19 protein-coding genes and 1 pseudogene are annotated in these 26,011 nt (G+C 72.9%); 14 read left to right on the top strand and 6 right to left on the bottom strand.

Going from position 1 to position 26,011, the window contains the following annotated elements:
• The first annotated feature begins 105 nt into the window (after window positions 1-105).
• Together HPT28_RS16650 and HPT28_RS16645 are read left to right on the top strand one after the other, a co-directional pair.
• Window positions 106-792: an ATP-binding protein gene (locus tag HPT28_RS16650; RefSeq protein WP_219091887.1), complete on the top strand. Its 687-nt coding sequence runs from the start codon at window positions 106-108 to the stop codon at window positions 790-792.
• A 258-nt stretch (window positions 793-1,050) separates the two neighbouring features.
• Complete coding sequence (locus tag HPT28_RS16645) at window positions 1,051-4,866, top strand: ABC transporter ATP-binding protein (protein ID WP_219091886.1); 3,816 nt, start codon at window positions 1,051-1,053, stop codon at window positions 4,864-4,866.
• 39 nt (window positions 4,867-4,905) lie between these two features.
• Here HPT28_RS16645 and HPT28_RS16640 read toward each other — a convergent pair whose 3' ends face one another.
• Window positions 4,906-5,844, bottom strand: a complete 939-nt coding sequence (locus tag HPT28_RS16640; protein ID WP_219091885.1) for a helix-turn-helix transcriptional regulator — start codon at window positions 5,842-5,844, stop codon at window positions 4,906-4,908.
• A gap of 147 nt (window positions 5,845-5,991) precedes the next feature.
• On the opposite strand from HPT28_RS16640, the gene HPT28_RS16635 reads away from it, so the two are divergent.
• From HPT28_RS16635 to HPT28_RS27065, 4 genes and pseudogenes are all read left to right on the top strand, one after another.
• Window positions 5,992-6,339 (top strand): putative quinol monooxygenase, encoded by a 348-nt coding sequence (locus HPT28_RS16635; RefSeq protein ID WP_219091884.1) that lies wholly within the window; start codon window positions 5,992-5,994, stop codon window positions 6,337-6,339.
• The gene (locus HPT28_RS16630) at window positions 6,336-6,650 is read left to right on the top strand and encodes a putative quinol monooxygenase (RefSeq protein ID WP_219091883.1); all 315 of its coding nucleotides are present in this window, start codon (window positions 6,336-6,338) and stop codon (window positions 6,648-6,650) included. The genes HPT28_RS16635 and HPT28_RS16630 overlap by 4 nt, the downstream gene beginning before the upstream one ends.
• A gap of 214 nt (window positions 6,651-6,864) precedes the next feature.
• Window positions 6,865-8,031, top strand: a pseudogene (locus HPT28_RS16625) (alkaline phosphatase PhoX); the annotation flags it as partial.
• 132 nt (window positions 8,032-8,163) lie between these two features.
• Window positions 8,164-8,397 carry a proprotein convertase P-domain-containing protein gene (locus HPT28_RS27065; RefSeq protein WP_308119315.1) on the top strand — a complete coding sequence of 78 codons (234 nt, stop codon included), beginning with the start codon at window positions 8,164-8,166 and terminating at the stop codon, window positions 8,395-8,397.
• A 72-nt stretch (window positions 8,398-8,469) separates the two neighbouring features.
• Here the strand turns inward: HPT28_RS27065 and HPT28_RS27060 are convergent, their stop codons facing one another.
• A complete protein-coding gene (locus HPT28_RS27060; RefSeq protein ID WP_257578754.1) occupies window positions 8,470-8,937 on the bottom strand; it encodes an NUDIX domain-containing protein in 468 nt (155 codons plus the stop codon).
• A gap of 175 nt (window positions 8,938-9,112) precedes the next feature.
• Between HPT28_RS27060 and HPT28_RS16615 the strand changes: the two genes are divergently transcribed.
• Window positions 9,113-10,561, top strand: a complete 1,449-nt coding sequence (locus tag HPT28_RS16615) for a S28 family serine protease (protein WP_219091880.1) — start codon at window positions 9,113-9,115, stop codon at window positions 10,559-10,561.
• 74 nt (window positions 10,562-10,635) lie between these two features.
• On the opposite strand, the gene HPT28_RS16610 is transcribed toward HPT28_RS16615, so the two are convergent.
• A complete protein-coding gene (locus HPT28_RS16610) occupies window positions 10,636-11,574 on the bottom strand; it encodes a ribokinase (RefSeq protein WP_257578771.1) in 939 nt (312 codons plus the stop codon).
• Window positions 11,575-11,799: 225 nt separating this feature from the next.
• On the opposite strand from HPT28_RS16610, the gene HPT28_RS16605 reads away from it, so the two are divergent.
• Window positions 11,800-14,040 (top strand): ATP-dependent RecD-like DNA helicase, encoded by a 2,241-nt coding sequence (locus HPT28_RS16605; protein WP_219091878.1) that lies wholly within the window; start codon window positions 11,800-11,802, stop codon window positions 14,038-14,040.
• Between the two features lie 168 nt (window positions 14,041-14,208).
• Window positions 14,209-15,528, top strand: a complete 1,320-nt coding sequence (locus HPT28_RS16600; RefSeq protein ID WP_219091877.1) for a citrate synthase — start codon at window positions 14,209-14,211, stop codon at window positions 15,526-15,528.
• A 401-nt stretch (window positions 15,529-15,929) separates the two neighbouring features.
• On the opposite strand, the gene HPT28_RS16595 is transcribed toward HPT28_RS16600, so the two are convergent.
• The gene (locus HPT28_RS16595) at window positions 15,930-16,148 is read right to left on the bottom strand and encodes a heavy-metal-associated domain-containing protein (RefSeq protein ID WP_219091876.1); all 219 of its coding nucleotides are present in this window, start codon (window positions 16,146-16,148) and stop codon (window positions 15,930-15,932) included.
• A 143-nt stretch (window positions 16,149-16,291) separates the two neighbouring features.
• On the bottom strand, window positions 16,292-16,492 hold the full coding sequence (locus HPT28_RS16590) for an AlpA family transcriptional regulator (protein WP_219091875.1): 201 nt from the start codon (window positions 16,490-16,492) through the stop codon (window positions 16,292-16,294).
• A gap of 262 nt (window positions 16,493-16,754) precedes the next feature.
• Here HPT28_RS16590 and HPT28_RS16585 point away from each other — a divergent pair, with 262 nt between their 5' ends.
• Window positions 16,755-18,854: an FUSC family protein gene (locus HPT28_RS16585; RefSeq protein WP_219091874.1), complete on the top strand. Its 2,100-nt coding sequence runs from the start codon at window positions 16,755-16,757 to the stop codon at window positions 18,852-18,854.
• A 46-nt stretch (window positions 18,855-18,900) separates the two neighbouring features.
• Complete coding sequence (locus HPT28_RS16580; RefSeq protein ID WP_257578753.1) at window positions 18,901-20,223, top strand: DUF4185 domain-containing protein; 1,323 nt, start codon at window positions 18,901-18,903, stop codon at window positions 20,221-20,223.
• Here HPT28_RS16580 and nhaA read toward each other — a convergent pair.
• Window positions 20,207-21,598, bottom strand: coding sequence for a Na+/H+ antiporter NhaA (gene nhaA, locus HPT28_RS16575; protein WP_219091873.1), 1,392 nt, complete (start codon window positions 21,596-21,598; stop codon window positions 20,207-20,209). The genes HPT28_RS16580 and nhaA overlap by 17 nt on opposite strands.
• A gap of 312 nt (window positions 21,599-21,910) precedes the next feature.
• Here nhaA and HPT28_RS16570 point away from each other — a divergent pair, with 312 nt between their 5' ends.
• The 3 genes from HPT28_RS16570 (at window position 21,911) to HPT28_RS16560 (ending at window position 25,941) form a co-directional block, all read left to right on the top strand.
• On the top strand, window positions 21,911-23,020 hold the full coding sequence (locus tag HPT28_RS16570) for a CdaR family transcriptional regulator (protein ID WP_219091872.1): 1,110 nt from the start codon (window positions 21,911-21,913) through the stop codon (window positions 23,018-23,020).
• A 219-nt stretch (window positions 23,021-23,239) separates the two neighbouring features.
• Window positions 23,240-23,905, top strand: a complete 666-nt coding sequence (locus tag HPT28_RS16565; RefSeq protein ID WP_219091925.1) for an OB-fold-containig protein — start codon at window positions 23,240-23,242, stop codon at window positions 23,903-23,905.
• Window positions 23,906-23,961: 56 nt separating this feature from the next.
• The gene (locus tag HPT28_RS16560) at window positions 23,962-25,941 is read left to right on the top strand and encodes a flotillin family protein (RefSeq protein WP_257578751.1); all 1,980 of its coding nucleotides are present in this window, start codon (window positions 23,962-23,964) and stop codon (window positions 25,939-25,941) included.
• Window positions 25,942-26,011: the final 70 nt, after the last annotated feature.

Here is a 26,011-nt window from a genome sequence, read left to right as displayed (position 1 = left end):
CCGGCGAGGTGGGCGGAGTCAACCGCGCCCATCCCTCCCTTCGGTCTCTCCGGCGGATCGGCCCCGTACCCGATGCTGAGTTCCCCGACATCCGCTCCCGCCCCGGTGGCGACACCGGCCGCGGAGTCGGCCTCCGCCTTCGCCGCCTGGACGCTGGACACCGGTCCGCACTCGCCCGGCCTCGCCCGCGGCTACACCCGTACCGCACTGCGCGGCTGGGGCCTGGATGACCTGGTGGACGACATGGCTGTCTCCGTCTCGGAGATGGTCACCAACGCGCTGTGCCACAGCGCCGAGCCCTGGGACCCGCCGAGCGGCCGGCCGGTGATGCTGAGCCTGCTGCGCCAGGGCGGCACCGTCCTGTGCGCGGTACTCGACGCCGGCGCCAGCACTCCCGCGGTGCGGGACGCCGAGGACCTCGCCGAGGGCGGCCGCGGACTCCAGATCGTCGACTGCCTCTCCGACGACTGGGGCTGGACGACGCCCGGCCCCTGCGGCAAGGCGGTCTGGGCCCGCTTCTCCGCGGGCGCCCCCGCGGACGGCGGACCGTGCGCCGCGTGCGCCGACGGCGAGGCCGTCACCGAGTGCGCCGACTGCGCGGCCGACGCCGACCACCTGGCCGCCGTCATGGCGCCGGACGGCATCACCTGCGTCGCGGACCTCCAGGACGAGGCCGAGTGGGACGGGCTGACCCGGCTGCTGCTCCTCTCCGAGATCCTCGGCGGCGGTCGGCCGGCCTGGATGGACGCCATGGGCCTGCGGCCCAGCCACGGCCGCCCGCAGGCCTCCTGACCGAGCCCTGGTCCTTCCGGCCCGGCTCCCGGCGCTCCTGACCCGGCCCCGGGCCTCCTGAACTGCCTCGGCACCCGGTCTCCTGATCCGGCCCCCGGCCGCCGCGTCACCCGGCCGCCGCGTCACCCGGCCGCCCCGTCACCCGGTCGGCGCCGAACGGCTGCGCGAACCCGGGGCGGCCGGGTGGAATGAAAGCGGGCCCGGCGGCGTTGGGGCTTTCCGGCGGGATCGGAGAACGACCGGAAAGGGTGGGGCCGCGTGACGACGGGGACAGGGCAATCGGAGGCGGGGCCGGAACGCCCAAGCTGGGCCAGGCGCCTGACGCGCCAGTGCTGGCGCTACCGGCGGAACGTTCTGCTCGCCCTCGGAGCCTCGCTCGCCGGCATGGGCGTCATGGCCCTGGTACCGCTGATCACCAAGGCCGTCATCGACGACGTCACCGCGGGTGAGACGGGCGACATGGCCCTGTGGATCGGCCTGCTGGTCGGCGCCGCCGTCCTCGTCTACGGGCTGACGTACCTGCGTCGCTACTACGGCGGGCGGCTCGCCCTCGACGTCCAGCACGACCTGCGCACGGACATGTACGAGGCCATCGTGCGCCTCGACGGCCGCAGTCAGGACGAGCTGTCCACCGGCCAGGTCGTGGGCCGGGGCACCAGCGACCTCCAGTTGGTGCAGAGCCTGCTCTTCATGGTCCCGATGATGATCGGCAACGCGCTGCTGTTCGTCGTCGCGCTCACCGTGATGGTGATCCTCTCCCCGCTGCTGACCGTCGTCTCCCTCGCCGTCTTCCCGCTGCTGTGGTGGATCGCCTCTCTCAGCCGCGCCCGGCTCTTCCCGGCCACGTGGTACGCGCAGCAGCAGGCCGGGGCCGTGGCCTCGGTGGTGGACGGCGCGATCACCGGCGTCCGCGTCGTCAAGGGCTTCGGGCAGGAGGGGCAGGAGAAGGCGAAGCTGCGCGCGGTCGGCCGGGTTCTGTACGCGGCCCGGCTGCGCACCCTGCGCTACAACGCGCGCTACACGCCGGCCCTGCAGTCCATCCCCTCGCTCGGCCAGGTCGCGATGCTGGCCCTGGGCGGCTGGATGGCCGTCAACGGCTCGATCACCCTGGGCACCTTCGTCGCCTTCTCCACCTACCTCGCCCAGCTCGTGGGCCCGGTCCGGATGCTCGCGGCCATGCTCACCATCGGGCAGCAGGCCCGCGCCGGCGTCGAGCGCGTCTACGACCTGATCGACACCGAACCGCAGATGACCGAGCGCCCCGGCGCGCGCGAGCTCCCGGCCGACGCCCCGGCCTCCGTCGAGTTCGACCGGGTCACCTTCGGGTACGACCCCGAGCACCCCGTGCTGGACGGCGTCAGCCTGGAGGTCAGGCCGGGGGAGACCCTGGCCGTCGTGGGCCCCAGCGGCAGCGGCAAGTCCACCGTCTCGATGCTTCTGCCGCGCTACTACGACGCCACCGGCGGCGCCGTCCGCGTCGGCGGGCACGACGTACGGGACCTGACCCTGCACTCCCTGCGCTCGGCCATCGGCCTCGTGCCCGAGAACAGCTTCCTGTTCTCCTCCACCATCCGGGAGAACATCGCCTTCGGCGCGCCCGACGCCACCGACGAGCAGATCCGCGCCGCCGCCCGGGCCGCCCAGGCGGACGGCTTCATCCAGGAGCTGGCCGAGGGCTACGACACCACCGTCGGCGAGCAGGGTCTCACTCTCTCCGGCGGCCAGCGCCAGCGCATAGCCCTGGCCCGGGCGATCATCACCGACCCCCGGCTCCTCATACTCGACGACGCCACCTCCGCGGTGGACGCCCGCATCGAGCACGAGATCCACGAGGCCCTGCGGGGCGTCATGCGCGGCCGCACCACGCTCCTCATCGCCCACCGCCAGTCCACCCTCGCCCTCGCCGACCGGATCGCCGTCCTCGACGGCGGGCGGCTGGTGGACATCGGCACCCACGCGGAACTGACCGAGCGCTGCTCCCTCTACCGCCGGCTCCTCACCGACCCGGACGAGCTGGGCAACGTCGAGCGGGACCCGGCCGGGCAGGCCGCCCACGACAGCCACCGCACGGTGGACGGCGTGACCCCGGAGCTGTGGGTCCGCCGGGCGGGCGAGGAGGACGCGGCGGGATCCGCCGCGAGCCAGGCCGGCACCCTCGCCGCGCAGAGCGGACGCCCGGGAAGCTGGGGCGCCGAGCTGGCGGCCTCCCCCGGCAGCCCGGAGCTGCTGGCCAAGGTGGCGGCCCTGCCCCCGGCCACCGAGGTGCCCGACGTGGACGAGGAGCAGGCGGAGGAGGCAGCGGCCTCGCCGCTGCACGGCGGATACGGGCTGCGGCACCTCCTGCGCGGCTTCGGCGGGCCGCTCGCGCTCGCTCTGGTCTTCGTCGCGATCGACGCCTTGGCTCTTCTGGCCCTGCCTGTGCTCATCCGGCACGGCATCGACGAGGGCGTCACCCGCTCGGCGCTCAACGCCGTGTGGGCCGCCTCCGCGCTCGCGCTCCTCGTCGTGGCCGGGCAGTGGGCGGCCCAGGTCCTCGCCATCCGTCTCACGGGGCGCACCGGTGAGCGCGTCCTGTACGCCCTGCGGCTGAAGATCTTCGCCCAGCTCCAACGGCTCGGGCTGGACTACTACGAGCGCCACCTCACCGGCGCCGTCATGACGAGGATGACGACGGACGTCGACGCGCTGTCCACCTTCCTGCAGACGGGCCTGGTCACCGCCGTGGTCTCGCTGATCAGCTTCGCCGGCATCCTCGTCGCGCTGCTGGTCATCGACCTCCAGCTCGCCCTGGTCGTCTTCGCCTCGCTGCCGCTGCTGGTCGTCGGGACCGTCTTCTTCCGCCGGCAGTCGGTGCGCGCCTACGAGCTCGCCCGGGAGCGGGTCAGCGTCGTCAACGCCGACCTCCAGGAGTCCGTCGCCGGGCTGCGCATGGTGCAGGCCTTCCGCCGCGAGGGCCTCGGCGCCGACCGGTTCGCCCGCCGCAGCGACGGCTACCGCCAGGCCCGGGTGCGCGGCCAGTGGCTGGTGTCCGTCTACTTCCCCTTCGTCCAGCTTCTGGCCGCCCTGGCCACGGCGGCCGTGCTCGTCGTCGGCGCCGACCGGGTGGCCGCCGGCACCCTCACCGCGGGTGCGCTCGTGGCCTACCTGCTCTACATCGAGCTGTTCTTCGCCCCGGTGCAGCAGCTCTCCCAGGTCTTCGACGGCTACCAGCAGGCCGTCGTCTCCCTCGGCCGCATCCGCGAGCTGCTGCGCGAGGAGACGAGCACCCCTGCCGCGGCCCGGCCGCTCGACCCGGGCCGCCCGCGTGGGGAGATCGCCTTCGACGACGTCTCCTTCCACTACCGCTCGGCCGAAGGCGCCCCGCTGGACGAGGCAGCTCTGGAGGGCCTGAACCTCACGATCCCGGCCGGGCAGACGGTGGCCTTCGTCGGCGAGACCGGCGCGGGCAAGTCCACGCTGGTCAAGCTGGTCGCCCGGTACTACGACGCCACCGAGGGCCGCGTCCTGGTCGACGGCACTGACGTCCGCGAGCTGGACCTCACGGCCTACCGCGGCCACCTCGGCGTCGTCCCCCAGGAGCCGTACCTCTTCCCCGGCACCGTGCGGGACGCCATCGCCTACGGCCGGGAGAACGCCACGGACGCCGAGGTGGAGGCCGCCGCCCGCGCGGTGGGCGCCCACGACATGGTGGCCTCCCTGCCCGGCGGCTACCTGCACCCCGTGGGCGAGCGGGGCCGCAACCTCTCGGCCGGGCAGCGCCAGCTCATCGCCCTGGCCCGGGCGGAGTTGGTGGACCCGGCGATCCTGCTGCTCGACGAGGCGACGGCCGCGCTGGACCTCGCCACCGAGGCCCTGGTCAACCAGGCCACCGACCGGCTGGCGGGGCGCCGCACCACTCTCGTCGTCGCCCACCGGCTCACGACGGCCGCCCGGGCCGACCGGGTGATCGTCCTGGACCACGGCACGGTCGTGGAGGACGGCACCCACGCGGAGCTGCTGGCCGCCGACGGCCGCTACGCCGCCCTGTGGCGCACCTTCATCGGCGAGCCCCAGCCCGAGCCGGCCGCCACGTAGGGCGCCGCCGGATCACCCGACCGGATCACCCGGACCGGATCAGCCGACCGGAGCCGCCGCGTCGGCCTCGTCCGGCGCGTCGCGCACCGCCGGTCCGCCGGGGCCGGGCGCGCGGTGCGCGGCGTCCCCGTGGCGGGCGGTACGGGCGGCCCGTCGCGCGAGCCGTCGCAGGGCCGCCTCGGACGGGGAGCCCGGCTCGGCGGTGTAGGCGATCAGCGTCGTCTCCGGGTCCCCGGTGGGCTGGAAGCCCTCGTACCGCACCGTGAGCTCCCCGACCGCCGGGTGCAGCATGCGGTACGCGCCGTGCGTACGCTCGTCCACCTCGCGCGCCGCCCACATCCGGCGGAACTCCGCACTGCCGTCGGACAGTTCCTCGATCAGGGCGTCGAAGGCCGGGTCGCCGGGGTGGCGTCCGTGGTCCATGCGCAGAAAGGCCACGACGTTGCGCGCCTTGGTCTCCCAGTCGATGTAGCGAGCCCGGACCTCCGTGTCGAGGAAGGTCAGCAGGGCCGTGTTGCGCCGGTCGGCCGACAGCGCCGCGAGATCGGTGAGCAGTTCGGCGTACAGGCCGTTCCAGGCCAGGATGTCGGTACGCCGTCCGACCACATAGGCCGGAACCTCGGTGAGCGCCGCCAGCAGACGCCGCACCCCGGCGCGGACCTCCGGGCGCGCCGTCCCTGCGGCCCTCGGACGGCCGCCGACGGCCCGGGCCAGGTCGTGCAGGTGCGCCCGCTCGGCGGCGGTGAGCCGGAGCGCGGTGGCCACGGCGTCGATGACGGAGTCCGAGACGTTCTCCCCGCGCCCCTGCTCGAAGCGCACGTAGTAGTCCACGCTGACGCCGGCCGTCTGCGCGAGTTCCTCCCGGCGCAGGCCCGGGACCCGCCGTCGGCTGCCGAATCCGTTCAGCCCGACGTCCTCGGGTTTGAGGCGGGCTCTGCGCGAGCGGAGGAAGGCTCCCAGTTCGGCTCTGCGGTCCATACCGTCCACTGTACGAACTCGCGGCGACGACAGGGGGGTTCTGCCGGACCCAGGTTGGCCGGTCCCCCGGTGCGAGGCGGCCCTGCCGGGTGGGCTCCGGAGCCGGAAGTATCGGGGCGTCAGAGAACGACGACTCCGAGGAGCCTCGTGTACCACATCGCCGTCAGTTTCGACGTGCCGGAGGAGCGCCGCGCCGATTTCGTCGCGGCCGCTCTGGCGGACGGCCGCGATTCGGCCGCCGACGAGCCCGGCACCCTCCGCTTCGAGCTCATCGCGGACTCCGAGCGGCCGGGCCGCTTCTACCTCAACGAGGCGTACGAGGACGAGCGCGCCTTCGATCTCCACTGCGAGGGGCCGCACTTCGCCCGCTTCTTCGAACTGATCAAGGACTACGCCGAGGGGCCGACCTGGCTGATCAAGGGCAACCGCATCGAGGACGAGCAGACCGCCACGGCGGCCCCGACCGCCCCGACCCCCGAGGAGGCCGCACGATGAGCCTGACCGTCATCGCCGTGTTCGACGCCGCCCGCGGGAAGGAGGACGCGTTGCGCACGGCCCTGGAGGCCATGATCGAGCCTTCGCTGGACGAGCCCGGCTGCCTGGCCTACCAGCCGTACGTGGACCCCAACCGGCCCGGGAACATGGTGATCATCGAGGAGTGGACCGACCGGGCAGCCCTGGAGCGCCACTTCGGAACGCCGCACTTCGAGCATGTCGCCCGGCAGCTGGAGACGCTGCTGAGCCGGCCCTTCACCCTGCGCCACCTCACCGAGGCGGGGGAGGCGGCCCCGGCTGCCCGAAGGTGACGCCGTCACGTACCCGGGCGCACGGGCTCGTCCGGGTACGTGACCGGGTTTTGTCCCCATTCCAGCGTTATCCAGGACGAGTTCGTGAAGCGTTCCGCAGTGCTTCGCGCATCGTTACTCTTCGGCGCGGCGCCGGTGCCTACCTTCCGCTCGGCGCCCGAGTACCGCTGACCGGGTACCACCCCCCACCTGTCGAAGGAGTCAGCCCGTGCATATGAACCGCAGAGCAGTCCTCCGTGCCGCCGTCGCCGGGGCCGGCGGTCTCGCCTTCGCCGGCAGCCTGTGGCAGGGGGCGGCGCTCGCCGCCCCCGCGCAGAACGGTCCCAGCCCGTACGGCCCGCTCCAGTCCGCGGACGCCAACGGCATCCGCCTGCCCGAGGGCTTCACCAGCCGCGTCGTCGCCCGGTCCTCCCAGACCGTGCCCGGCACCGGCTACACCTGGCACGGCGCCCCCGACGGCGGCGCCTGCTTCGCGGACGGGGACGGCTGGATCTACGTCTCCAACGCCGAACTGTCCGGTGGCGACGGCGGGGTGAGCGCGCTCCGTTTCGACGCCGACGGCACCGTCACCGACGCGTACCGGATCCTCTCCGGCACCAATCGCAACTGCGCCGGTGGTCCGACCCCGTGGAACACCTGGCTGTCCTGCGAGGAGACGGCCTACGGCTACGTATTCGAGACCGACCCGTACGGCGTGCGGGCCCCGGAGCGACGGGACGCGATGGGCCGCTTCCAGCACGAGGCCGCGGCCTGTGACCCCGACCGCCAGGTGATCTACCTGACCGAGGACGAGGGCGACGGCTGCTTCTACCGGTTCCGCCCCGCCGTCTGGAGTGACCTCTCGCAGGGCGGCACGCTGGAGGTCCTGGTGGCCGGCGGCGGGACGTCCGGCAGCGCGAGCTGGCAGGAGGTGCCGAACCCGACCCCCCGTCCGGGCCAGACCGAGACGCGTCACCAGGTCTCCGGGGCGAAGCACTTCGACGGCGGCGAGGGCGCGTACTACGCCGACGGCGCCTGCTGGTTCACCACCAAGGGTGACAACCGGGTGTGGCGGTTCAACACCGCGGACGACACCTACGAGCTGGCGTACGACAACGACCTGGTCGACGGCCCCGCGCCACTGACCGGTGTGGACAACATCACCGGCTCCGTCTCCGGGGACCTCTTCGTCGCCGAGGACGGCGGCAACATGCAGATCAACATCATCACCCCGGGCGAGGTCGTCGCGCCGTTCCTGGAGATCGACGGCCAGAGCTCCTCGGAGATCACCGGTCCCTGGTTCAACCCGGCTGGCGACCGGCTCTACTTCTCCTCGCAGCGCGGCACCAGCGGCTCGTCCTCCGGGGGCATCACCTACGAGGTCACCGGACCGTTCCGCAGCTCCGCCGGGGACCCGACCGACCCGCCGGGCGGCGACGAGTTCACCAACGACGGCGACGTCACCATCAGCGACCACAGCACCGCCGTCTCCGAGATCGCCGTCTCCGGGATCGGCGACGCCGGGAGTTTCGAGGTGGACCTGGACCTCCACCACACCTACATCGGCGATCTGACGATCGACGTCATCGCCCCGGGCGGCACGAGCTGGCGGATCTGGAACCGGGACGGCGGCAGCTCCAACGACATCCAGCAGACCTTCGGCCTGACCGGCTCCGGAGTCAACGCCGACGGCACGTGGACCCTCGAGATCCACGACCACGCGGGCTGGGACCAGGGCCACCTGGACTCCTGGACTCTGCGCTTCTGACGCTCCGTCCGTGCGGGACGGCGGCGCTCACCGTCGTCCCGCACCGGCTCCCCGGGGCTGGTGGCGCCCCGTTCACCGCTCCGGCCGCACCAGCCCGGCCAGGTACGTGTCGACGGTCTGCAACCGCCCGCCGGGCAGTTTCCCGACGCCGTCCCACCAGTGCGTTGCGGCGATCTCGTCCGTCGGGCTGAAGGCTTCGGGACGGTCTGTGCCGGCGGTGAACAGGGCTCCGCGCAACACCGCCTGCTCCGGCCCGATCGCCGTCGTCGCGTAGCCGACGAAGGCCAGGGCCTCGGCGGGCACCCGCTGGCCCGTCTCCTCCAGCAGCTCCCGGACGGCGGCTTCCCGGGGCGACTCGCCCGGCTCCACTCCGCCGCCGGGCAGCTCCCAGCACGAGCGCTTGCGCACGCGCACGAGCAGCAGCAGCGGCCCGTGCCACAGGGCCACGAGCACGTAGGCGGCCTCCGCCGCGCCTTCCTCCAGCGCGTCGAACCTCAGCAGCGTCATGTCCCGCGGCCCGGTGGCCAGCACCTCGTCCATGGCGTCGACCCTACGCGGCCGGTACGACAGGGCGACGTCGGCCGGGTGAGGCGGCCAACCCCGCCGCCGGTCGGCGGTCCGCTCCGGCCGACCGGGGGGTGGTGGCCCGGCCGACCGGCGGATAGGTTCACCGCGAACATCCTGACTACCTACCCACATCCAGGGGGAGTTGTCTATGCGCGCAGCGCTCAGAGGGGTGCTGGCTCTCAGCGTGCTGGTCGGCACGGCGGGGGTCGCCACCGCGTCGGCGGGGGCCGCCACCGCGGCCGAAGCCGACATCAAGGACCGCATACTCGCGATCGACGGGATGCGCCTCATCGAGGAGAAGCCCGTCGACGGGTACCGGTTCTTCGTCCTCGGATACGAGCAGCCGGTCGACCACAACCGGCCCTCCGAGGGCACGTTCGAGCAGCGGTTCACGCTGCTGCACAAGTCCGAGGACCGGCCCACCGTCTTCTACACCTCGGGCTACCACGTCAGCACCAGCCCGCGCCGCAGTGAGCCGACCCGGATCGCGGACGCCAACCAGGTGTCCATGGAGTACCGGTTCTTCACGCCCTCGCGCCCGGAGCCGGCCGACTGGTCCAAGCTGGACATCTGGCAGGCCGCCAGCGACCAGCACCGGCTCTTCGACGCACTCAACGACATCTACGACGAGAACTGGATCTCCACCGGCGGCAGCAAGGGCGGCATGACGGCCACCTACTACCGCCGCTTCTACCCGGACGACATGGACGGCACGGTCGCCTACGTCGCGCCGAACAACACCAACGTCAAGAACAACACCGCCTACGACCGGTTCTTCCGCAACGTCGCCACCGAGGAGTGCCGGGACCGGCTGAACGGCATCCAGCGCGAGGCCCTCCTGCGCCGGGACGAGATGGTCGACCGCTACACGACGTGGGCCGAGGAGAAGGGCTACACCTTCGAGCTGTACGACTCGCCCGACCGCGCCTTCGAGGTCGTCGTGCTGGACTTCGTGTGGGCGTACTTCCAGTACCAGGACGAGGACGACTGCCTCAAGGCCCCGAAGGCCGACGCCTCGACGGACGAGCTGTACGACTACATCGACCAGGTCTCCGGCTTCGGCTTCTACACGGACCAGGGCATGACGCCCTACACGCCGTACTACTACCAGGCCGCCACCGAGCTGGGTTACCCGACCGTCCGCACGCCCAACCACCTCAAGGGGCTGCTGCGCTACCCGGACGTGTACCACCCGAGCGAGGCCGTGCCGGACGAGATCGACGTCCCGGAGCTCGATCGCAAGGCGATGAAGGACATCGACCGCTGGGTGCGCAAGTCCTCCTCGGAGATGCTCTTCGTCAACGGTGAGAACGACCCGTGGGGCGCCGAGCCCTTCCGCGTCGGCCCGCGCGCGGAGGACGCCTACGTGTTCACCGCCCCCGGCGCCAACCACGGTGCGAACATCGCCCAGTTGCCAAAGGACGAGAAGGCCGTGGCCACCGAGGCGGTGCTGCGCTGGGCCGGAGTGGCGGACGAGGCCCGTCCGCCGGCCCGCTCGGCCGCCGAGAAGGCCGTGCCGCTCGCGCCGTTCGACGCGCAGCTGGACCGCCCGGCGGTGGAGCAGACGCCGTTCGCCCTGCCCGGGCGCCTCGGCTGACGCCCCGACATCCCAGCGTCACGCGGTCCCGTCGAGCGCGGCTCGGCGGGACCGCGTGACGTTCGGGGCCCGCCCTAGGGCAGCTCGCCAGCCGAGGGGTAGGAGCTCTGGGCGCCGGGCTGGGCGACGGAGGCGGCGCCCGCGCGCACCGCGAACCGCACGGCGGTGGGGAGGTCGTCGCCGCGGGCGAGCCGCCAGGCGAGCGCGCCGGTGAAGGCGTCGCCCGCGCCTGTGGAGTCCACCGCCTCGACGCGGGGCGCCGGGACGAGTGCGGTGCCCTCGGGTCCCCGGGCGAGCGCTCCCGCGGCGCCGAGGGTCACGACGACGCTGCGCGGGCCGTGCCGCAGCAACGCCGCCGCCCAGTCGGCCGGAGTGCCGCCGTCCGCCGCCCCGGTGCCGGCGAGCAGCAGCCGGGCCTCGTGCTCGTTGACGACGAGGGGGTCGCACAGGGCGAGGACGTCCGGGGGCAGCGCGGCGGGCGGTGAGGGGTTGAGCACGACGCGGGTGCCGGCCGCGGCGGCGGTGTAGACGGCGGCCGCCACCGTCCCCAGGGGGATCTCCAGTTGCAGCGAGACGACGGCCGCCGCGCCCACCGCGTCCTGGGCCGCGGCCACGTCCGCCGGGGTGAGGTGCCCGTTGGCGCCGGGGGAGACGACGATGGTGTTGTCACCGCCCGCGCCGACCGTGATCAGCGCTACGCCGGTGGGCGCCCCGCCGGTCAGGAGGGTGCCGGTGGCGACGCCGGACGCGGCGAGGGAGTCCGTCAGCAGCCGGCCGTGCGCGTCGTCGCCGACCCGGGCCAGCAGGCCGGCCCGGGCGCCGAGGCGGGCGGCGGCGACGGCCTGGTTGGCGCCCTTGCCGCCGGGGTGGAGGGCGAGATCGGAACCGAGGACGGTCTCGCCGGGCGCGGGGTGCCGTTCGACGACGGTGACCAGATCGGCGTTGGCCGACCCGATGACGAGGACGTCGAGCCCGGTGCCCGGGGTGTCCGCCGCGGGACCCGGGGCCGTCAGGGGGACCGCTCCGCGCTCTGCCGGGAGGCGGGCACGCCCGCCGTCGTCGCCCGGACCGCCATGGCACACGCCTTTCACGTCGGGGGGTTCGTGTGGAAACCGCATACGAACGACTACGTCCGGATTGAAGACGACGACCGGGGTGCGGAGCAAGTAGGCGCCGGTTGTCCACAGGTCGGTGGCGGGGGTGTCGCACTGTCGGCGGCGGGGGTTACGGTCTGTGACATGTCGTTTCAGCCTGCCGTGCTCGAAGGCGTCCTCGAGCGCGTGACCTATGCCAACGAGGAGACGGGGTACACCGTGGCCCGGGTCGCGCCCTCGCGGCGGAAGGACGCGGGCCACGGCGGGGACCTGCTCACCGTCGTGGGCTCGCTGCTGGGCGCGCAGCCGGGGGAGTCGCTGCGGATGGAGGGGCGTTGGGGCTCCCATCCGCAGTACGGCCGTCAGTTCACGGTGGAGAACTACACGACGGTGCTGCCGGCCACGGTGCAGGGCATACGGCGCTATCTCGGCTCCGGGCTGATCAAGGGCATCGGGCCGCGCATCGCCGAGCGCATCGTGGACCACTTCGGGACGGACACGCTGGACGTCATCGAGGAGGACGCCGGTCGGCTGATCGAGGTGCCCGGTCTCGGCCCGAAGCGCACGAAGAAGATCGCCGCCGCGTGGGAGGAGCAGAAGGCCATCAAGGAGGTGATGGTCTTCCTCCAGGGCGTCGGTGTCTCCACCTCCATCGCCGTGCGGATCTACAAGAAGTACGGGGACGGCTCGATCGGCGTCGTGCGGGACCACCCCTACCGGCTGGCGGCGGACGTGTGGGGGATCGGCTTCCTCACGGCCGACCGCATCGCCCAGGCCGTCGGCATTCCGCACGACAGCCCGGAGCGGGTGAAGGCGGGCCTCCAGTACGCGCTGTCCCAGTCGGCCGACCAGGGGCACTGCTTCCTGCCCGAGGAGAAGCTCATCGCGGACGCGGTGAAGCTGCTCCAGGTGGACACCGGGCTGGTGATCGAGTGCCTGGACGAGCTGGCGGGGGAGGAGGAGGGCGTCGTCCGCGAGCGGGGGCCGCACCCTGAGTCCCCGGAGGACGCGCTGACGGCGGTCTATCTGCTGCCGTTCCACCGGGCCGAGCGCTCGCTGGCGGGCCGGCTTCGCCGTCTGCTGGCCACGCCGGAGGACCGGCTGCCCGCCTTCGCCGACGTGGACTGGGAGCGCGCCCTGGCCTGGCTGGCCCGGCGCACCGGGGCGGATCTGGCCCCCGAGCAGCGGGACGCGGTGCGGCTCGCCCTCACCCGCAGGGTCGCCGTGCTCACCGGCGGGCCGGGCTGCGGCAAGTCCTTCACCGTCCGCTCGGTGGTGGAGCTGGCCCGGGCCAAGGGGGCGTCGGTGCTGCTGGCCGCGCCCACGGGCCGGGCGGCCAAGCGGCTCGCGGAGCTGACGGGCGTCGAGGCGTCCACGGTGCACCGGCTGCTGGAGCTGAAGCCCGGCGGGGACGCCGCCTACGACCAGGAGCGCCCGCTCGACGCGGACCTGATCGTCGTCGACGAGGCCTCGATGCTCGATCTGCTGCTGGCGAACAAGCTGGTCAAGGCGGTGCCGCCCGGGGCGCACCTGCTGCTGGTGGGCGATGTGGACCAGCTGCCGTCGGTGGGCGCGGGCGAGGTGCTGCGGGATCTGCTGGCCGAGGGCGGGCCGGTCCCGGCCGTCCGGCTGACGCGGATCTTCCGGCAGGCCCAGCAGTCGGGCGTCGTCACGAACGCGCACCGCATCAACGCCGGGGCGCCGCCGCTGGTCCAGGGTATGTCCGACTTCTTCCTGTTCGTGGAGGAGGACACGGAGGCGGCGGGCCGGCTCACGGTGGATGTGGCCGCGCGGCGCATACCCGCGAAGTTCGGCCTCGATCCACGGCGGGACATCCAGGTGCTGGCGCCGATGCACCGCGGCCCCGCAGGGGCGGGGGCGTTGAACGGCCTGCTGCAGCAGGAGATCACACCCGGGCGGCCGAACCTGCCGGAGAAGCGCTTCGGCGGCCGGGTCTTCCGGGTGGGGGACAAGGTGACGCAGATCCGCAACAACTACGAGAAGGGGGCGGCCGGCGTCTTCAACGGCACGGTCGGTGTCGTTACGGCGCTCAGCCAGGAGGAGCAGACGCTAACGGTCCGTACCGACGAGGACGAGGAGATCGAGTACGACTTCGACGAACTGGACGAGCTGGCCCACGCGTACGCGGTGACGATCCACCGCTCGCAGGGCAGCGAGTACCCGGCGGTAGTGATACCGGTCACGACCGGGGCCTGGATGATGTTGCAGCGAAACCTGCTGTACACGGCCGTCACCCGGGCGAAACGCCTCGTCGTACTGGTCGGCTCGCGCCGGGCGCTGGGACAGGCGGTACGGACGGTGTCGGCGGGGCGTCGGCACACAATGCTCGATCATCGATTGCGCGCGGTGGGCGCCGAAGCGTAGCGTTCATGCGGCACTCCGTGCCACACAGGCGCCTTCGGCCGACCCCGAGTGCACCGTCCGGCATGAATTGAGCGACAGTGGACACAGTGGACTGGTCAGGGCACTTCGGTATCCACCTCTGGAAGCTCGAACGACCTTCGGGCGCATTCACCAAGAGGCACGACGTCGGTGAGGGATGACGTGAGCGACAACGGCGGCAACGTTGAGAAGTCTGTAGTACTGCGGCACGGGGACAGCGAGTACAGCTACCCCCTGGTGGAGAGCACCGTGGGGGACTCGGGGTTCGACATCGCCAAGCTGCGTGCCCAGACAGGCCTGGTCACGTTGGACTCCGGCTATGGCAACACCGCGGGGGTGAAGTCCGCGATCACCTTCCTCGACGGTGAGCGGGGCATTCTGCGCTATCGCGGCTATCCGATCGAGCAGCTCGCGGAGCGCGGCACCTTCCTGGAGACGGCCTATCTGCTGATCCACGGCGAGCTGCCCACCGTGGACGAGCTGGCGGCCTTCCGCGGTGAGATCACCCAGCACACCCTGCTGCACGAGGACGTCAAACGCTTCTACGACGGCTTCCCCCGGGACGCCCACCCGATGGCCATGCTGTCCTCGGTGGTCAGCGCGCTGTCCACGTTCTACCAGGACAGCCACAACCCGTTCGACGAGGAACAGCGCCACATCTCGACCATCCGGCTGCTGGCCAAGCTGCCGACGATCGCCGCGTACGCCTACAAGAAGGCCGTCGGCCACCCGGTCGTCTACCCGCGCAACGACCTGGGCTACGTCGAGAACTTCCTGCGTATGACGTTCTCCGTGCCGGCCGAGGAGTTCGACCTGGACCCGGTCGTCGTCAGCGCGCTGGACAAGCTCCTGATCCTGCACGCGGACCACGAGCAGAACTGCTCGACGTCGACGGTCCGGCTGGTCGGCTCCTCGCAGGCCAACATGTTCGCCTCCATCTCGGCCGGCATCAGTGCCCTGTGGGGCCCGCTGCACGGCGGCGCGAACCAGGCCGTGCTGGAGATGCTGGAGAAGATCCGCAACGACGGCGGGGACGTCGACACCTTCATCCGCAAGGTGAAGAACAAGGAGGACGGCGTCCGCCTGATGGGCTTCGGCCACCGGGTGTACAAGAGCTTCGACCCGCGCGCCAAGATCATCAAGGCTGCGGCGCACGACGTGCTGTCGGCGCTCGGCAAGTCCGACGAGCTGCTCGACATCGCGCTGAAGCTGGAAGAGCACGCGCTGAGCGACGACTACTTCGTCTCGCGCAACCTCTACCCGAACGTGGACTTCTACACCGGCCTGATCTATCGCGCCATGGGCTTCCCGACCAGCATGTTCACCGTGCTGTTCGCCCTGGGGCGACTGCCCGGCTGGATCGCCCAGTGGCACGAGATGATCAAGGAGCCCGGCTCCCGCATCGGCCGCCCGCGGCAGATCTACACCGGCGTCGTCGAGCGCGACTACGTCCCGGTCGAGCAGCGGTAACCAGCCCGTCGGCTCCATCCGTCACACGGCCCCGGTCCACCTGGACCGGGGCCGTGCGCGTGCGCCCTGGCCCGTCCGAGCGCCTCGCCCGATCATGTGACGCAGGTCACATGATCGGCGTACAACCCCGGGTCCCTCTGTGTGGTCGAACCGGGTGACTGCAACACCCGGCGGAGTTGTGGTCCGGGCTGGCGTTTCCGGGCGCTTGAGCGGCCCTCCGGTCAACGTGCAGCCCAGCCGAACGCCCGGCTCTGATCCCGTGGGGGGAGTCAGGGCCGGGAGAAGGAAACGCCCCCGTTCGCGGGCCCGTGGGGGGACTCGCGAGGGGGCGTTTTCCTGTTCCCCGGCCGCTTTCCCGCTCGCGGCCCGGGCGTTCGCCTCGGTGTGCCTCGGTTTGCGCCTCAGGCGCGGCCGACGAGCTCGTAGCCCGCCTCGTCCACGGCGGCGCGGACGGCCGCCTCGTCGGGGGCCGCGGCGCCGGTGACCGAGACCAGGCCCGTGGCGGCGACGGCCTTCACCTCGGTGACGCCGTCCAGGGCGGACACCTCTTCCGTGATGGCCTTCTCGCAGTGGCCGCAGCTCATGCCGCTGACCTGGTACGTGATCGTGGTCTCGCTCATGGTGTCTCCAACTCGCGGTGTCCTTGGGTGTCCGAGCTCGAACGCCCTCAGTGTATACCCCCCTCCCGTATGAAATCGGGTATACCCCACCCGGGTGGTCCGTCCCGGCCCGGGTGTCGGTTCCGTTGTCGCACGCCCACGGCCTACGTGCCGCGTCGCCCGCCCGCGCCCGGGCGGCGGGTGACCCAGTCGCGGATGGTGTCGGCGTACCAGAAGGGCCGACCGCCCTCCACCAGATCGGGCGCCGGCAGCAGCCCGTGCTTGCGGTAGGACCGGACGGTGTCGGGCTGCACCTGGATGTGCGCGGCGATCTCCTTGTACGACCAGAGACGGTGGTCGGCCATGTCGGGGCACCTCCACAGGAGTGTCGGGTGATGCGGCATCAGCCTGTGCCGGGCCGAACGAGGTCCGGGCCTCCCACCGCCGGGCTGTCAGGCTTCCGTGACCGGGCACCCGCGTAACGGTGACAGTCGTGACGAACACCGCACCGCACACCACGAGCGGTCATCACCCGTCCGTGGCCACCCGGAGGACGCGGCGCGGCGGGCGGCGCGACGGGCGGGCGCGGCGGGCGGGACGTGCGTCCGGCCCCGTATTCTCGTGATCATGTGCGGAACGTCGGGCGTCACGGTCCGGTGGGCCGCGGCCCTGAAGGACACCGCACGCTCGGGCCTGCGGATCGAGCGGGGCGCGGTCGCGCCGCTGCTGGCCCTGCGCGGCACCTGCGGCGTTGCGCTGGTCCTCGGGCTCACGCTGTGGCTCGGCTCGCCCGGGCTGGCCGTCTCCTCGGCCTTCGGGGCCTTCGCCTCGGGCATCGCCACGTTCCAGCGGAGCTGGCGGCCCCGTCCGGTGCTGGCGCTGGGCGCCGCGCTGGGACTGTCGGTGAGCGCCTTCCTCGGCTATGTGCTGGCCGGGCACCCGTGGGCCTTCACCCCGATGCTGGCCGCCTGGGCCTTCGGCGCGGGCATGGCGTGGGCGGCGGGGGCGGTCGCCGGTGTGGTCAGCGCCTTCACGGTGGCCATGATGCTCGTCGTCGTGACACTGCCGTCGAGCGTGCCGGAGGCCGCGGGACACGCGGCGATCATCGGCCTGGGCGGGGTGGTGCAGGCCGGGTTGATCCTGCTCTTCCCGATCCGCCGCTGGGCCGCGCGCCGGGAGGCGCTGGCCGAGGCGCTGGAGTCCGTCGCGGGGTACGCCCGGACGCTGCGGGAGGACCCGACGGCGCCCTTCGACCCGCAGGCGCTCGTCCGGGCCCGCCGTGCCGCCGCGGTGACCCCGCGCCAGGCCCGGCACCGGCCGCGCCAGTTGCAGGGCTACCGGCTGCTGGCGGACCGGTTCCGTCCCGTGCTGGCCTCCCTCGCCGACCCCGTCGTCGGCGGCGCGACCGAGGGCCCGGCGCGGGAGCGTGTGCGGGCGCTGCTGGAGGCCGCGGCCACGGTGCTGGACGCCGTGGCGCGGGCGATCCGGTACGGGGAGCACGTGCGCCTGCCGGGCGAGGCGCTGGAGGTGCTGCGGGTGCCGGCCGACGGGCCCGTCCTGCCGCCCGGCCCGGCGCGCCGTGCGGCCGTGCGGCTCATCGCGCTGAGCGAGGAGCTGGTGGAGGCCGCGCAGGAGCCGGTGGAGGTGACGGAGGCCGGCCGGCGGCCCCATCTGCGGCAGCCGAGCGGGGTCCGGCAGCTGCCGGTGGTGCTGCGGGCGCTGCGGTGGGAGCTGCGGGGCTCCTCGCCGGTCCTGCGGCACGCGCTGCGGGTGGCCGCGGTCGTCCCGGCCGGATACCTGCTCGGTGAGGCGCTGCCCACCCGCCACGGTTACTGGATCGGGCTGACGGCCGTGATGGTCCTGCGGCCCGACTTCTCGGAGACCGTCGCCCGCGGCGCCGCCCGGCTCGCGGGCACGGTGACGGGGGTGGCGCTGGGCGGTGCGCTGATCGCCCTGACGGACCCGGGCACGTACCTCGCGGCGGCCTACGCGGTCGGCAGCGTGTTCCTGCTCTACCTGCTGATGCGCAGCGGCTATCTGGTGATCTCGGCGTGCATCGGCGCGTACGTGGTCTTCCTGCTGGGCCTCGCGGGGGAGGGCTGGGCACAGACGGTGCCGCAGCGGATCTGGCTCACCGTGCTCGGCGGTGCGCTGGCCCTCGTCTCCTACGCGGTGTACCCGGCCTGGGAGACGCCGCGGCTGCGCGAGCGCCTCGCGGAGTGGCTGACGGCCGTGCTGGCGTACGCGGTCGCCGTGCTGGACGGCTTCGGGCGCCCGGCCGACCGCCGTCCCCGGCAGGTGCGGGACGCGCTGCTGGACGCCCGGGCCGCGCTGCTGGAGTGGGACGAGGCCGTGGCGCGGGCCGACGCCGAGCCGGTGCGGCACCGCGGGCTGCCCCGCCGCCGGGCCGCCGACGCCCAGCAGGCCGTGCGCACGGTGGGTCGCTCGGCGATGCTGCTGGAGGCGCATCTGCCGCCCCCGGACGCGCGAGACGACCCCGGGGCCGCCGCCTTCGCCCGGGAGCTGCGGGCGGCCGCCGAGCGCGCCGGCGCGGCCCTGCGTGCCGGGGCGCCCGTGGACTTCGCGGCCCTGCGGGCGGCCCTCGCCGCGTGGCAGGCGCACGCCGAGCACCCCGACGGTGTGGCCCTGCGGGTGGCGGAGCTGGTGACGGAGGCCCTGGAGGAGCTGGCCGCCGCGGTGGACCCGGCCCGGCACCCGCACCGCTGAGCCGGGACACGGACGCGCAACGCCGTTGCCCTATCCTCGGCGGCCTATGGACCGCCTCAGCCGTCGCCGTCCCGACCGTGGGGAGTCGCCGGGCCCGCCGCCGGGCCCGCTGCCGAGGCTGCTCGCCGGGCTCGCGGCGGGCGTGGCGCTCGCCCTCGTCGTCGCCCTGCTGATGTCGGGACCGGACGACGACGGCGCCGGGCCCCGGACGCCCGAGGCGTGCCGGGAGCTGAGCGTCACGGGATGGCGCGCCGACGAGGAGATGACGGCCGAGTTCGCCCGGTACGGGGACGACAACGCCCGGCTGGACGACTGGACCGGCGGCGACGGCAGCCGCTCGGTGCGGCTGCCGGACGGGCGGACGCTGTGGCTGTCCGCTGACACGTTCCTGGACCGGGTGCACCCGGCCACCCCGGCCGGCGGCCCCTCGCGGGACCCCTCGCCGGTGTGGGTGCGCAACGCGGGCGTCGTGATGGCGCCCGACGGCCGACTGGAGCGCACCCTGCTGGGCCCGGGGCCCGGCGCGTTCTTCCCCGGGCTGACGGGGCGGGACGGCCGGGAGGTGTGGCGCTGGCCGGTGCAGGGCGTCGTCGAGCCGCGGGAGCCGGGCGCGCGGGAGCGGGTCGTGCGGGTGCTGCTGTGGCAGCGGGAGGCGGGCGGCCCGCCGTGGGCCTTCGGGGTGCCGCGCGCCACGGAGGTCGCCACGCTGAGCCTGCCGGGGCTGAGGCTGGAGTCCGTCGAACCCGTCGACGTCCCGCCGGAGGCCGATCCGGCGCGGCGGGTGCTGTACGGGACGTCGGCGGTGCGCGAAGGCGGGTGGACGTACGTGTTCGGCGCCGACGAGGGGACCGTGCGGGGTACGTCGTCGCGCGCGCACGTGGCCCGGGTGCCGGTGGGCGCGCTGGCCGACCGGTCGGCCTGGCGGTACTGGGACGGCGAGGGCTGGCGGGCCGATCCGGCGGCGGCCCGGGCGCTGTCCGTCGGCGCCGCGCCGTGGGCCGACCCGGACCGCGGCGCGAGCAACACCTACACGGTCACCCGGCGCGGCGGCACCTGGCTGCTGCTCACCACGGACGCGGGCGGGCCCGACGGGCGGGGGCTGACGACCGTGACCTCGTACTGGGCCTGTTCTCCGCAGGGGCCCTGGCACGGCCCGTCCGACGCGCTGACGCCCCCGCTGCCCGAGGGCGGCCGGGCGGCCGGGGCGGTGGCGTACAACCCGCAGGCCCACCCCGCCTTCAGCGCTGGCGGGGCGGACCTGCTGCTGAGCTATGACGTCAACGTGACGGGCTCGACCTCGGCCGTGCACCGGGATGTGGCGCTGTACCGGCCGCGCTTCGTCCGGCTGGAGGTCAGCGCTTCCCGCTGACCCCGTCGTCGCCCTCTCCCGGGCCCTCGGCACGGCGCTCGACGGCGCGCTGGGCGGCGGCCTGGGCGGCGAGTTCCGCCTCCTCGCGCTGGTCGATGTCGGGGATGCCGTCGTGGTCCTCGTCGCGGTTCTCCTCGTCCCAGATCCGTCGGTAGTGCTTGTCGCGCCACTTCAGCAGGACGGCGGCGACGAGGGCGGAGAGGAAGGAGGCCATGAGGACGGCGGCCTTGACGTGCTCGGTGATCGCCGCACCCTCGTCGAACGCCAGCTCGGTGACCAGCAGGGAGACGGTGAAGCCGATGCCCGCCAGCATGGAGATGCCGACGATGTCGGACCAGGACAGGTCGTCGCTCAGCTCGGCCCGGGTGAAGCGGGCGGCCACGTAGGTGCCGCCGAAGACACCCACGATCTTGCCCACGAACAGGCCGAGGGCCACGCCGAGGGCCTCCGGCTCCCCGGCCGCCTCGCTGAGGTCCCCGAGGGAGACGCTGACGCCGGCGGCGAACAGGGCGAAGACCGGCACCGCGAATCCGGCCGACAGGGGTCGCACGATGTGCTCGATGTGCTCGGCGGGCGAGGTCTCCTCGCCCGGCCGGGTCCGGCAGCGCAGCAGCATGCCCATCGCGACACCGGCGATCGTGGCGTGGATGCCGCTGTTGAGCATCAGCACCCAGATCGCCAGACCGAGCGGCACGTAGATGTACCAGCCGCGGACGTTGAGCTTCTGGTGCAGCGCCCAGAACAGGATCAGCCCGACGACGGCCCAGGCCAGTGCCCACATCTTCAGCGTGGACGTGTAGAAGAGGGCGATGACGAGGATGGCGCCGAGGTCGTCGACGATGGCGAGTGTCAGCAGGAAGGCGCGGATGCCGGAGGGCAGGTTGGTCCCGATCACCGCGAGGACGCCGAGGGCGAAGGCGATGTCGGTGGCCATCGGCACGGCCCAGCCGTTCATGTCGCCGTTCCCGGCCGCCGCGACGGACACGTAGAAGAGGGCGGGCACGACCATGCCGCACAGTGCCGCCACGACGGGCAGCGCGGCCGCCGCCGGGTTGCGCAGCTCACCGACGACCAGTTCGCGCTTCAGCTCGATGCCCGCGACGAAGAAGAAGAGCGTCAGGAGCCCGTCCGAGGCCCAGTGGGCGACGGAGAGCTCCAGGCCGAGGGCCGGGATGTCCAGGTGGGCCTTGCTGACGTTCTCGTAGAACTCGCTGAGCGGGGTGTTGGCCAGGATCAGCGCGACGACCGCGGCGCCCAGCAGCATGAGACCGCCGACGGTCTCCGTCCGCAGCGCGTCGGCGAGCAGCCGCCGCTCCTTGAGCGGTGGCCGGGCGAAGGCGCGCTGCGGCGAACTCTGCTGTGGCGTGGACGTCATGGGGGCGGCCTCCGGGCAAGGTCGGACACAGAACGAACGAAGCGCGACGGATCGCACTGCCGACCAGACTTCCCGGCACACCATTGATCAATTATTGACGCACTTGTTGTGTCCCTCACCGTACCCGCACGTCACGGCTTTACCGCAAGCCGAGCTGTGAGCTGCGTCGCTCTACCGGCCGGTACCCGCCGACGGGCAGGCTCTAGGCTGGTCAGGGTGCCGGAGTGGGCTCCGGCGGGCCCGGTCGACGGGGGCGAGGGGCCGGGGGAGACCGAGGGGTGAGGCCCGGGAGGGCCTGGCAGGGGAGGCACGGTGCGACGCGCTGGCATTTCGGGGGACTTTCTGGGCGACTACCCGCGGCTGCTCGCCGAGGTCTCCACGACGGGGCGGCTGCCACGCCGCGACGAACTGGACACCTTCCGCTCTCTGGGTGAGCGCGCCGCCGAGGACGGCCACAAGCTGCGCGAGGTCGTCACCCTCTTCGTCGGCGAGACCCGCGCCCTGTGGGGGACCCTGCCGGGGGTGATGCGGGCGGCCGGTCCGGCCGAGCGGGCCCGCACGGGTGACGCCATCCTCGCCGCTCTGGAGGGTGCCATCGGGGCGCTCGGGGACGGTCACGAGCAGGCGCGCCGGCTCGCGGTGCGGCAGGAGGAGGCCGAGCGCCGCGAGTTCGTCGACGACCTCCTCCACGGCCGCAGCGACCTGGGACGGCTCGCCGAGCGGGCCCAGCGCTTCGGGCTGCGGCTGTCCCACACGCACACCGTCGCCGTCGCCGAGGGCCACGAGGTCTACGACGACGTCCACCCCACCGTCCGCCGCATCGAGCGGGAGCTGGTGGCGCGCTTCGGCGACCGCGACGCGCTGCTGACGACGAAGGACGGCCGGCTGGTGTGCATCGCGGCCAGCGGGGACGACCGTGCGGTGCTGGACGCCTTCGCCGTTCTGGCCGAACGCCCGGGGCCCGGTTACGTCTCGGCCCGACGGGTGGCCCTGGGCCGGGAGCACACCGGCCCCAGCGGTGTCGTCAGCAGCTACGAGGAGGCGGTGGAGGCCCTGCACGTGGCCGACCGGCTCGGCCTGCCCACGGTCAGGCTCACCGCCTCGGAGCTGCTGGTCTTCCCGGTGCTGCTGCGTGACCGCAGCGCCATCGCGGACCTCGTCAACACGGTGCTCGGCCCGCTCGCCGAGGCGCGCGGCGGCGCCGAGCCCCTCGTGCAGACGCTGATGGCGTGCTCCCAGTCCGGATATGTCAACGCCGAGGCGGCCCGCCGCCTGGGCGTGGGCGTGCGCACGCTCACCTACCGCCTCGCCCGCATCCGCACCCTCACCGGCTACGACCCCGCCGACGCGCTGCAGCGCTACACCCTGGAGACGGCCGCGATGGGCGCCCGCCTCCTCGGCTGGCCCCAGCACGACCTCTGACCCTCTCCCCGTCAGGACCCGGAAGCGGTACGCGAACTGAACGGGACGTGAACGTGACGCCCCGTCAGGCCCCCCGTCCTCGGTGCCGTTCTCGGTTGCACCGGCCCTCGGCACAACTTCGCACCCAAAGATTGCCGGAATCAGGCAATGCGGGGTGGACACGTCGAGTGCCACCATGAGTGCACACCGCAGCCGGAAGGGGGAAGGGCGATGGGAGGAATCGGGGGTTTCCTGGACGCCGCCTCGGCGTTCCCCGCCGCCCTGTTCGGCCTGGCGCTCGTCGTCGTGGTCGGCTACTGGCTCGCGGTTCTCCTGGGGGGATGGGGTGTTCCCGGGGTCGGCGCCACAGAAGGAGGGGATGGCGCCGACTCCGGGGACGCCGGTCACGGGGTCGGGATCGCGGGGGTGTTCGCCGCCTTCGGGCTCGGCGGCGTTCCCGTCACCGTGACGCTCTCTCTTCTCATCGTGATTGCCTGGTTCATGTCGTTGAGCGGAACGGCGCTCTTCGACGCCCTCTGGCTCCGTGTCCTCGTCCTGCCCGTGGCGGTCTTCCTCGCCTGGGCGGGCACGCGGCTCCTGATCGCCCCGCTGCGCCACCTCACACCCCGTGAGGAGGGCGTGGACCGCGCTGATCTCGTCGGCCGGGTGTGCACCATCCGCACCGGCCACGTCTCCGCGCGCTTCGGACAGGCCGAGGTGGCCGCCGAGGACGGCTCGACGGCCGTCGTCCAGGTGCGCGCCGACGGCACGGACGCCGCCCGGCTGATGCTCGGCAGTACGGCGCTCGTCTTCGACTACGACGCCGAGGGCGAGTTCTTCCGCGTCGCCCCCTTCGAGTCGACGCCCGGGGCCGGTCCCGCGCCGGAGGCGGATACCGGCCGCTGACGGCCGCCTCCGCACCGCTCTTCCACACTCTTCACCGCACAAGGGAAACCATCGTTATGGATGCCATCACCACAGGATTCGGCGTGCTCCTCGCCGTGTGCCTGCTCATCGGGCTCTGCGTGCTGCTCACGGTCAGCAAGCTCCTCCGCAAGGTGCCGCAGGGCAAGGCGCTGATCGTCTCCAAGATGCGCAAGGTCGAGGTCACCTTCACCGGCATGGTGGTGCTGCCGGTGCTGCACAAGGCCGAGGTCATGGACATCTCGCTGAAGCGGATCGAGATCGACCGCACCGGCAGCGACGGCCTGATCTGCCGGGACAACCTCCGGGCGAACATCCGCATCTCGTTCTTCGTCCGCGTCAACAAGACCCGCGAGGACGTCATCAAGGCCGCCCAGGCCATCGGCACCGAACGCGCCAGCGACCGCGTGACACTCCAGGACCTGTTCAACTCCAAGTTCTCCGAGGCGCTCAAGACCGTCGGCAAGCAGTTCGACTTCGCCGACCTGTTCACGCACCGGGACGAGCTGCGGGACCGGATCATCGCGCTCATCGGCACCGACCTCAACGGCTACACGCTGGAGGACGCGGCCATCGACTACCTGGAGCAGACGCCGCTGTCCAGCCTGGACAGCAACAACATCCTCGACGCCCAGGGCATCCGCAGGATCACCGAGCTGACGGCCGTCGAGCACGTGCGCACCAACGAGTTCAAGCGCAACGAGGAGAAGGAGATCACCCGGCAGAACGTCGACGCCCGGGAAGCCGTCCTGGAGCTCGAACGCCGGCAGGTGGACGCCGAGAACCGGCAGCAGCGCGAGATCGACACCGTTCGCGCCCGCGAGGAGGCCGAGACCGCCCGCGTCCAGGCCGAGGAGCGGCTGCGCGCCCACACCGCCCACCTGAAGACGGAGGAGGCGCTCGGCATCCAGAACGAGAACCGCGAGCGTGAGGTCGCCGTCGCCAAGCTCAACCGGGAGCGGGTCGAGGCGATCGAGCGGGAGCGCATCGAGAAGGACCGCCTGCTGGAGGTCATCGCGCGGGACCGGGAGACCGAACTGCGCCGCATCGCCGCCGACAAGGAGGTCGAGGCGGAGAAGCGGGACATCGCCGACGTCATCCGCGAGCGCATCGCCGTGGAGAAGACGGTCGCCCAGCAGGAGGAGGAGATCAAGAAGCTGCGCACCGTCGAGGAGGCGGAGCGCGAGCGTCAGGCGCTCATCATCGCCGCCGAGGCGGAGGCGCAGGAGCGGCTGGTCAAGGACATCAAGGCGGCGGAGGCGGCCGAGCAGGCCGCGCAGCACCGCGCCGCCGAGGAGCTCACGATGGCAGAGGCCCGGCGCAAGGCCGCCGACCTCGACGCGGAGGCCACGCTGCGGCTGGCCGAGGGCAGGAAGGCGGACCAGGCCGCGAGCGGTCTCGCCGAGGCCGAGGTCCAGGAGCGGATGGCCGACGCGATCGCCAAGACGCGCCGGTTCGAGGCGGAGGCGGCCAAGGAGATGGGGCTGGCCGAGGCCGAGGCGGCCAAGGAGAAGGGCCTCGCCGAGGCCGAGGCGATGCGCGAGAAGCTCAAGGCCGAGGCCGAGGGGCTGACCGAGAAGGCGAACGCCATGGCGATCCTGGACGAGCAGAGCCGCGAGCACGAGGAGTACCGGCTGCGGCTGGAGGCGGAGAAGGAGATCCGGGTGGCGGGCATCGACGTCCACCGGCAGATCGCGGAGTCGCAGGCCAAGCTGGTCGGGGCCGGGCTGGAGAAGGCCAACATCGACATCGTCGGCGGCGACTCCGTCTTCTTCGACAAGCTGATCGGCTCGCTCTCCGCGGGCAAGAGCGTGGACGCCTTCGTCGACAACAGCGAGACGGTGCGGACGCTCGCCGGGAGCTGGCTGGACAAGGACGGCGGCTCCACGTTCCCCGAGGACGTCAGGGCCATGCTCTCCGGGCTGGGCGCCGACGGTCTGCGCGACCTCTCGGCCGCCAACCTGCTCACCAAGCTGGCCGCCGCCAACGGAGACGGCGCCGCGCCCGCCGCCCCGTAGTCCGGCCCGGGCAACAGCCGGACGGGGCCACCACCCCGTCCGGCGCGTCGCGCCCTGACGGTGCGCTGTG

Source organism: Streptomyces sp. JJ38 (assembly GCF_019303475.1).
In the GTDB taxonomy this organism is placed as follows: domain Bacteria; phylum Actinomycetota; class Actinomycetes; order Streptomycetales; family Streptomycetaceae; genus Streptomyces.
Note: the sequence above shows the minus strand (reverse complement) of the source record. Positions and strands in the feature narration are given on the sequence as shown.

Coding starts and splice junctions, on each gene's coding strand:
- HPT28_RS16640 (WP_219091885.1), bottom strand. CDS start 5,844: ATGGACCGCAGAGCCGAACTGGGAGCCTTCCTCCGCTCGCGCAGAGCC.
- HPT28_RS16630 (WP_219091883.1), top strand. CDS start 6,336: ATGAGCCTGACCGTCATCGCCGTGTTCGACGCCGCCCGCGGGAAGGAG.
- HPT28_RS27060 (WP_257578754.1), bottom strand. CDS start 8,937: ATGGACGAGGTGCTGGCCACCGGGCCGCGGGACATGACGCTGCTGAGG.
- HPT28_RS16615 (WP_219091880.1), top strand. CDS start 9,113: ATGCGCGCAGCGCTCAGAGGGGTGCTGGCTCTCAGCGTGCTGGTCGGC.
- HPT28_RS16605 (WP_219091878.1), top strand. CDS start 11,800: ATGTCGTTTCAGCCTGCCGTGCTCGAAGGCGTCCTCGAGCGCGTGACC.
- HPT28_RS16595 (WP_219091876.1), bottom strand. CDS start 16,148: ATGAGCGAGACCACGATCACGTACCAGGTCAGCGGCATGAGCTGCGGC.
- HPT28_RS16590 (WP_219091875.1), bottom strand. CDS start 16,492: ATGGCCGACCACCGTCTCTGGTCGTACAAGGAGATCGCCGCGCACATC.
- HPT28_RS16585 (WP_219091874.1), top strand. CDS start 16,755: ATGTGCGGAACGTCGGGCGTCACGGTCCGGTGGGCCGCGGCCCTGAAG.
- HPT28_RS16580 (WP_257578753.1), top strand. CDS start 18,901: ATGGACCGCCTCAGCCGTCGCCGTCCCGACCGTGGGGAGTCGCCGGGC.
- nhaA (WP_219091873.1), bottom strand. CDS start 21,598: ATGACGTCCACGCCACAGCAGAGTTCGCCGCAGCGCGCCTTCGCCCGG.
- HPT28_RS16560 (WP_257578751.1), top strand. CDS start 23,962: ATGGATGCCATCACCACAGGATTCGGCGTGCTCCTCGCCGTGTGCCTG.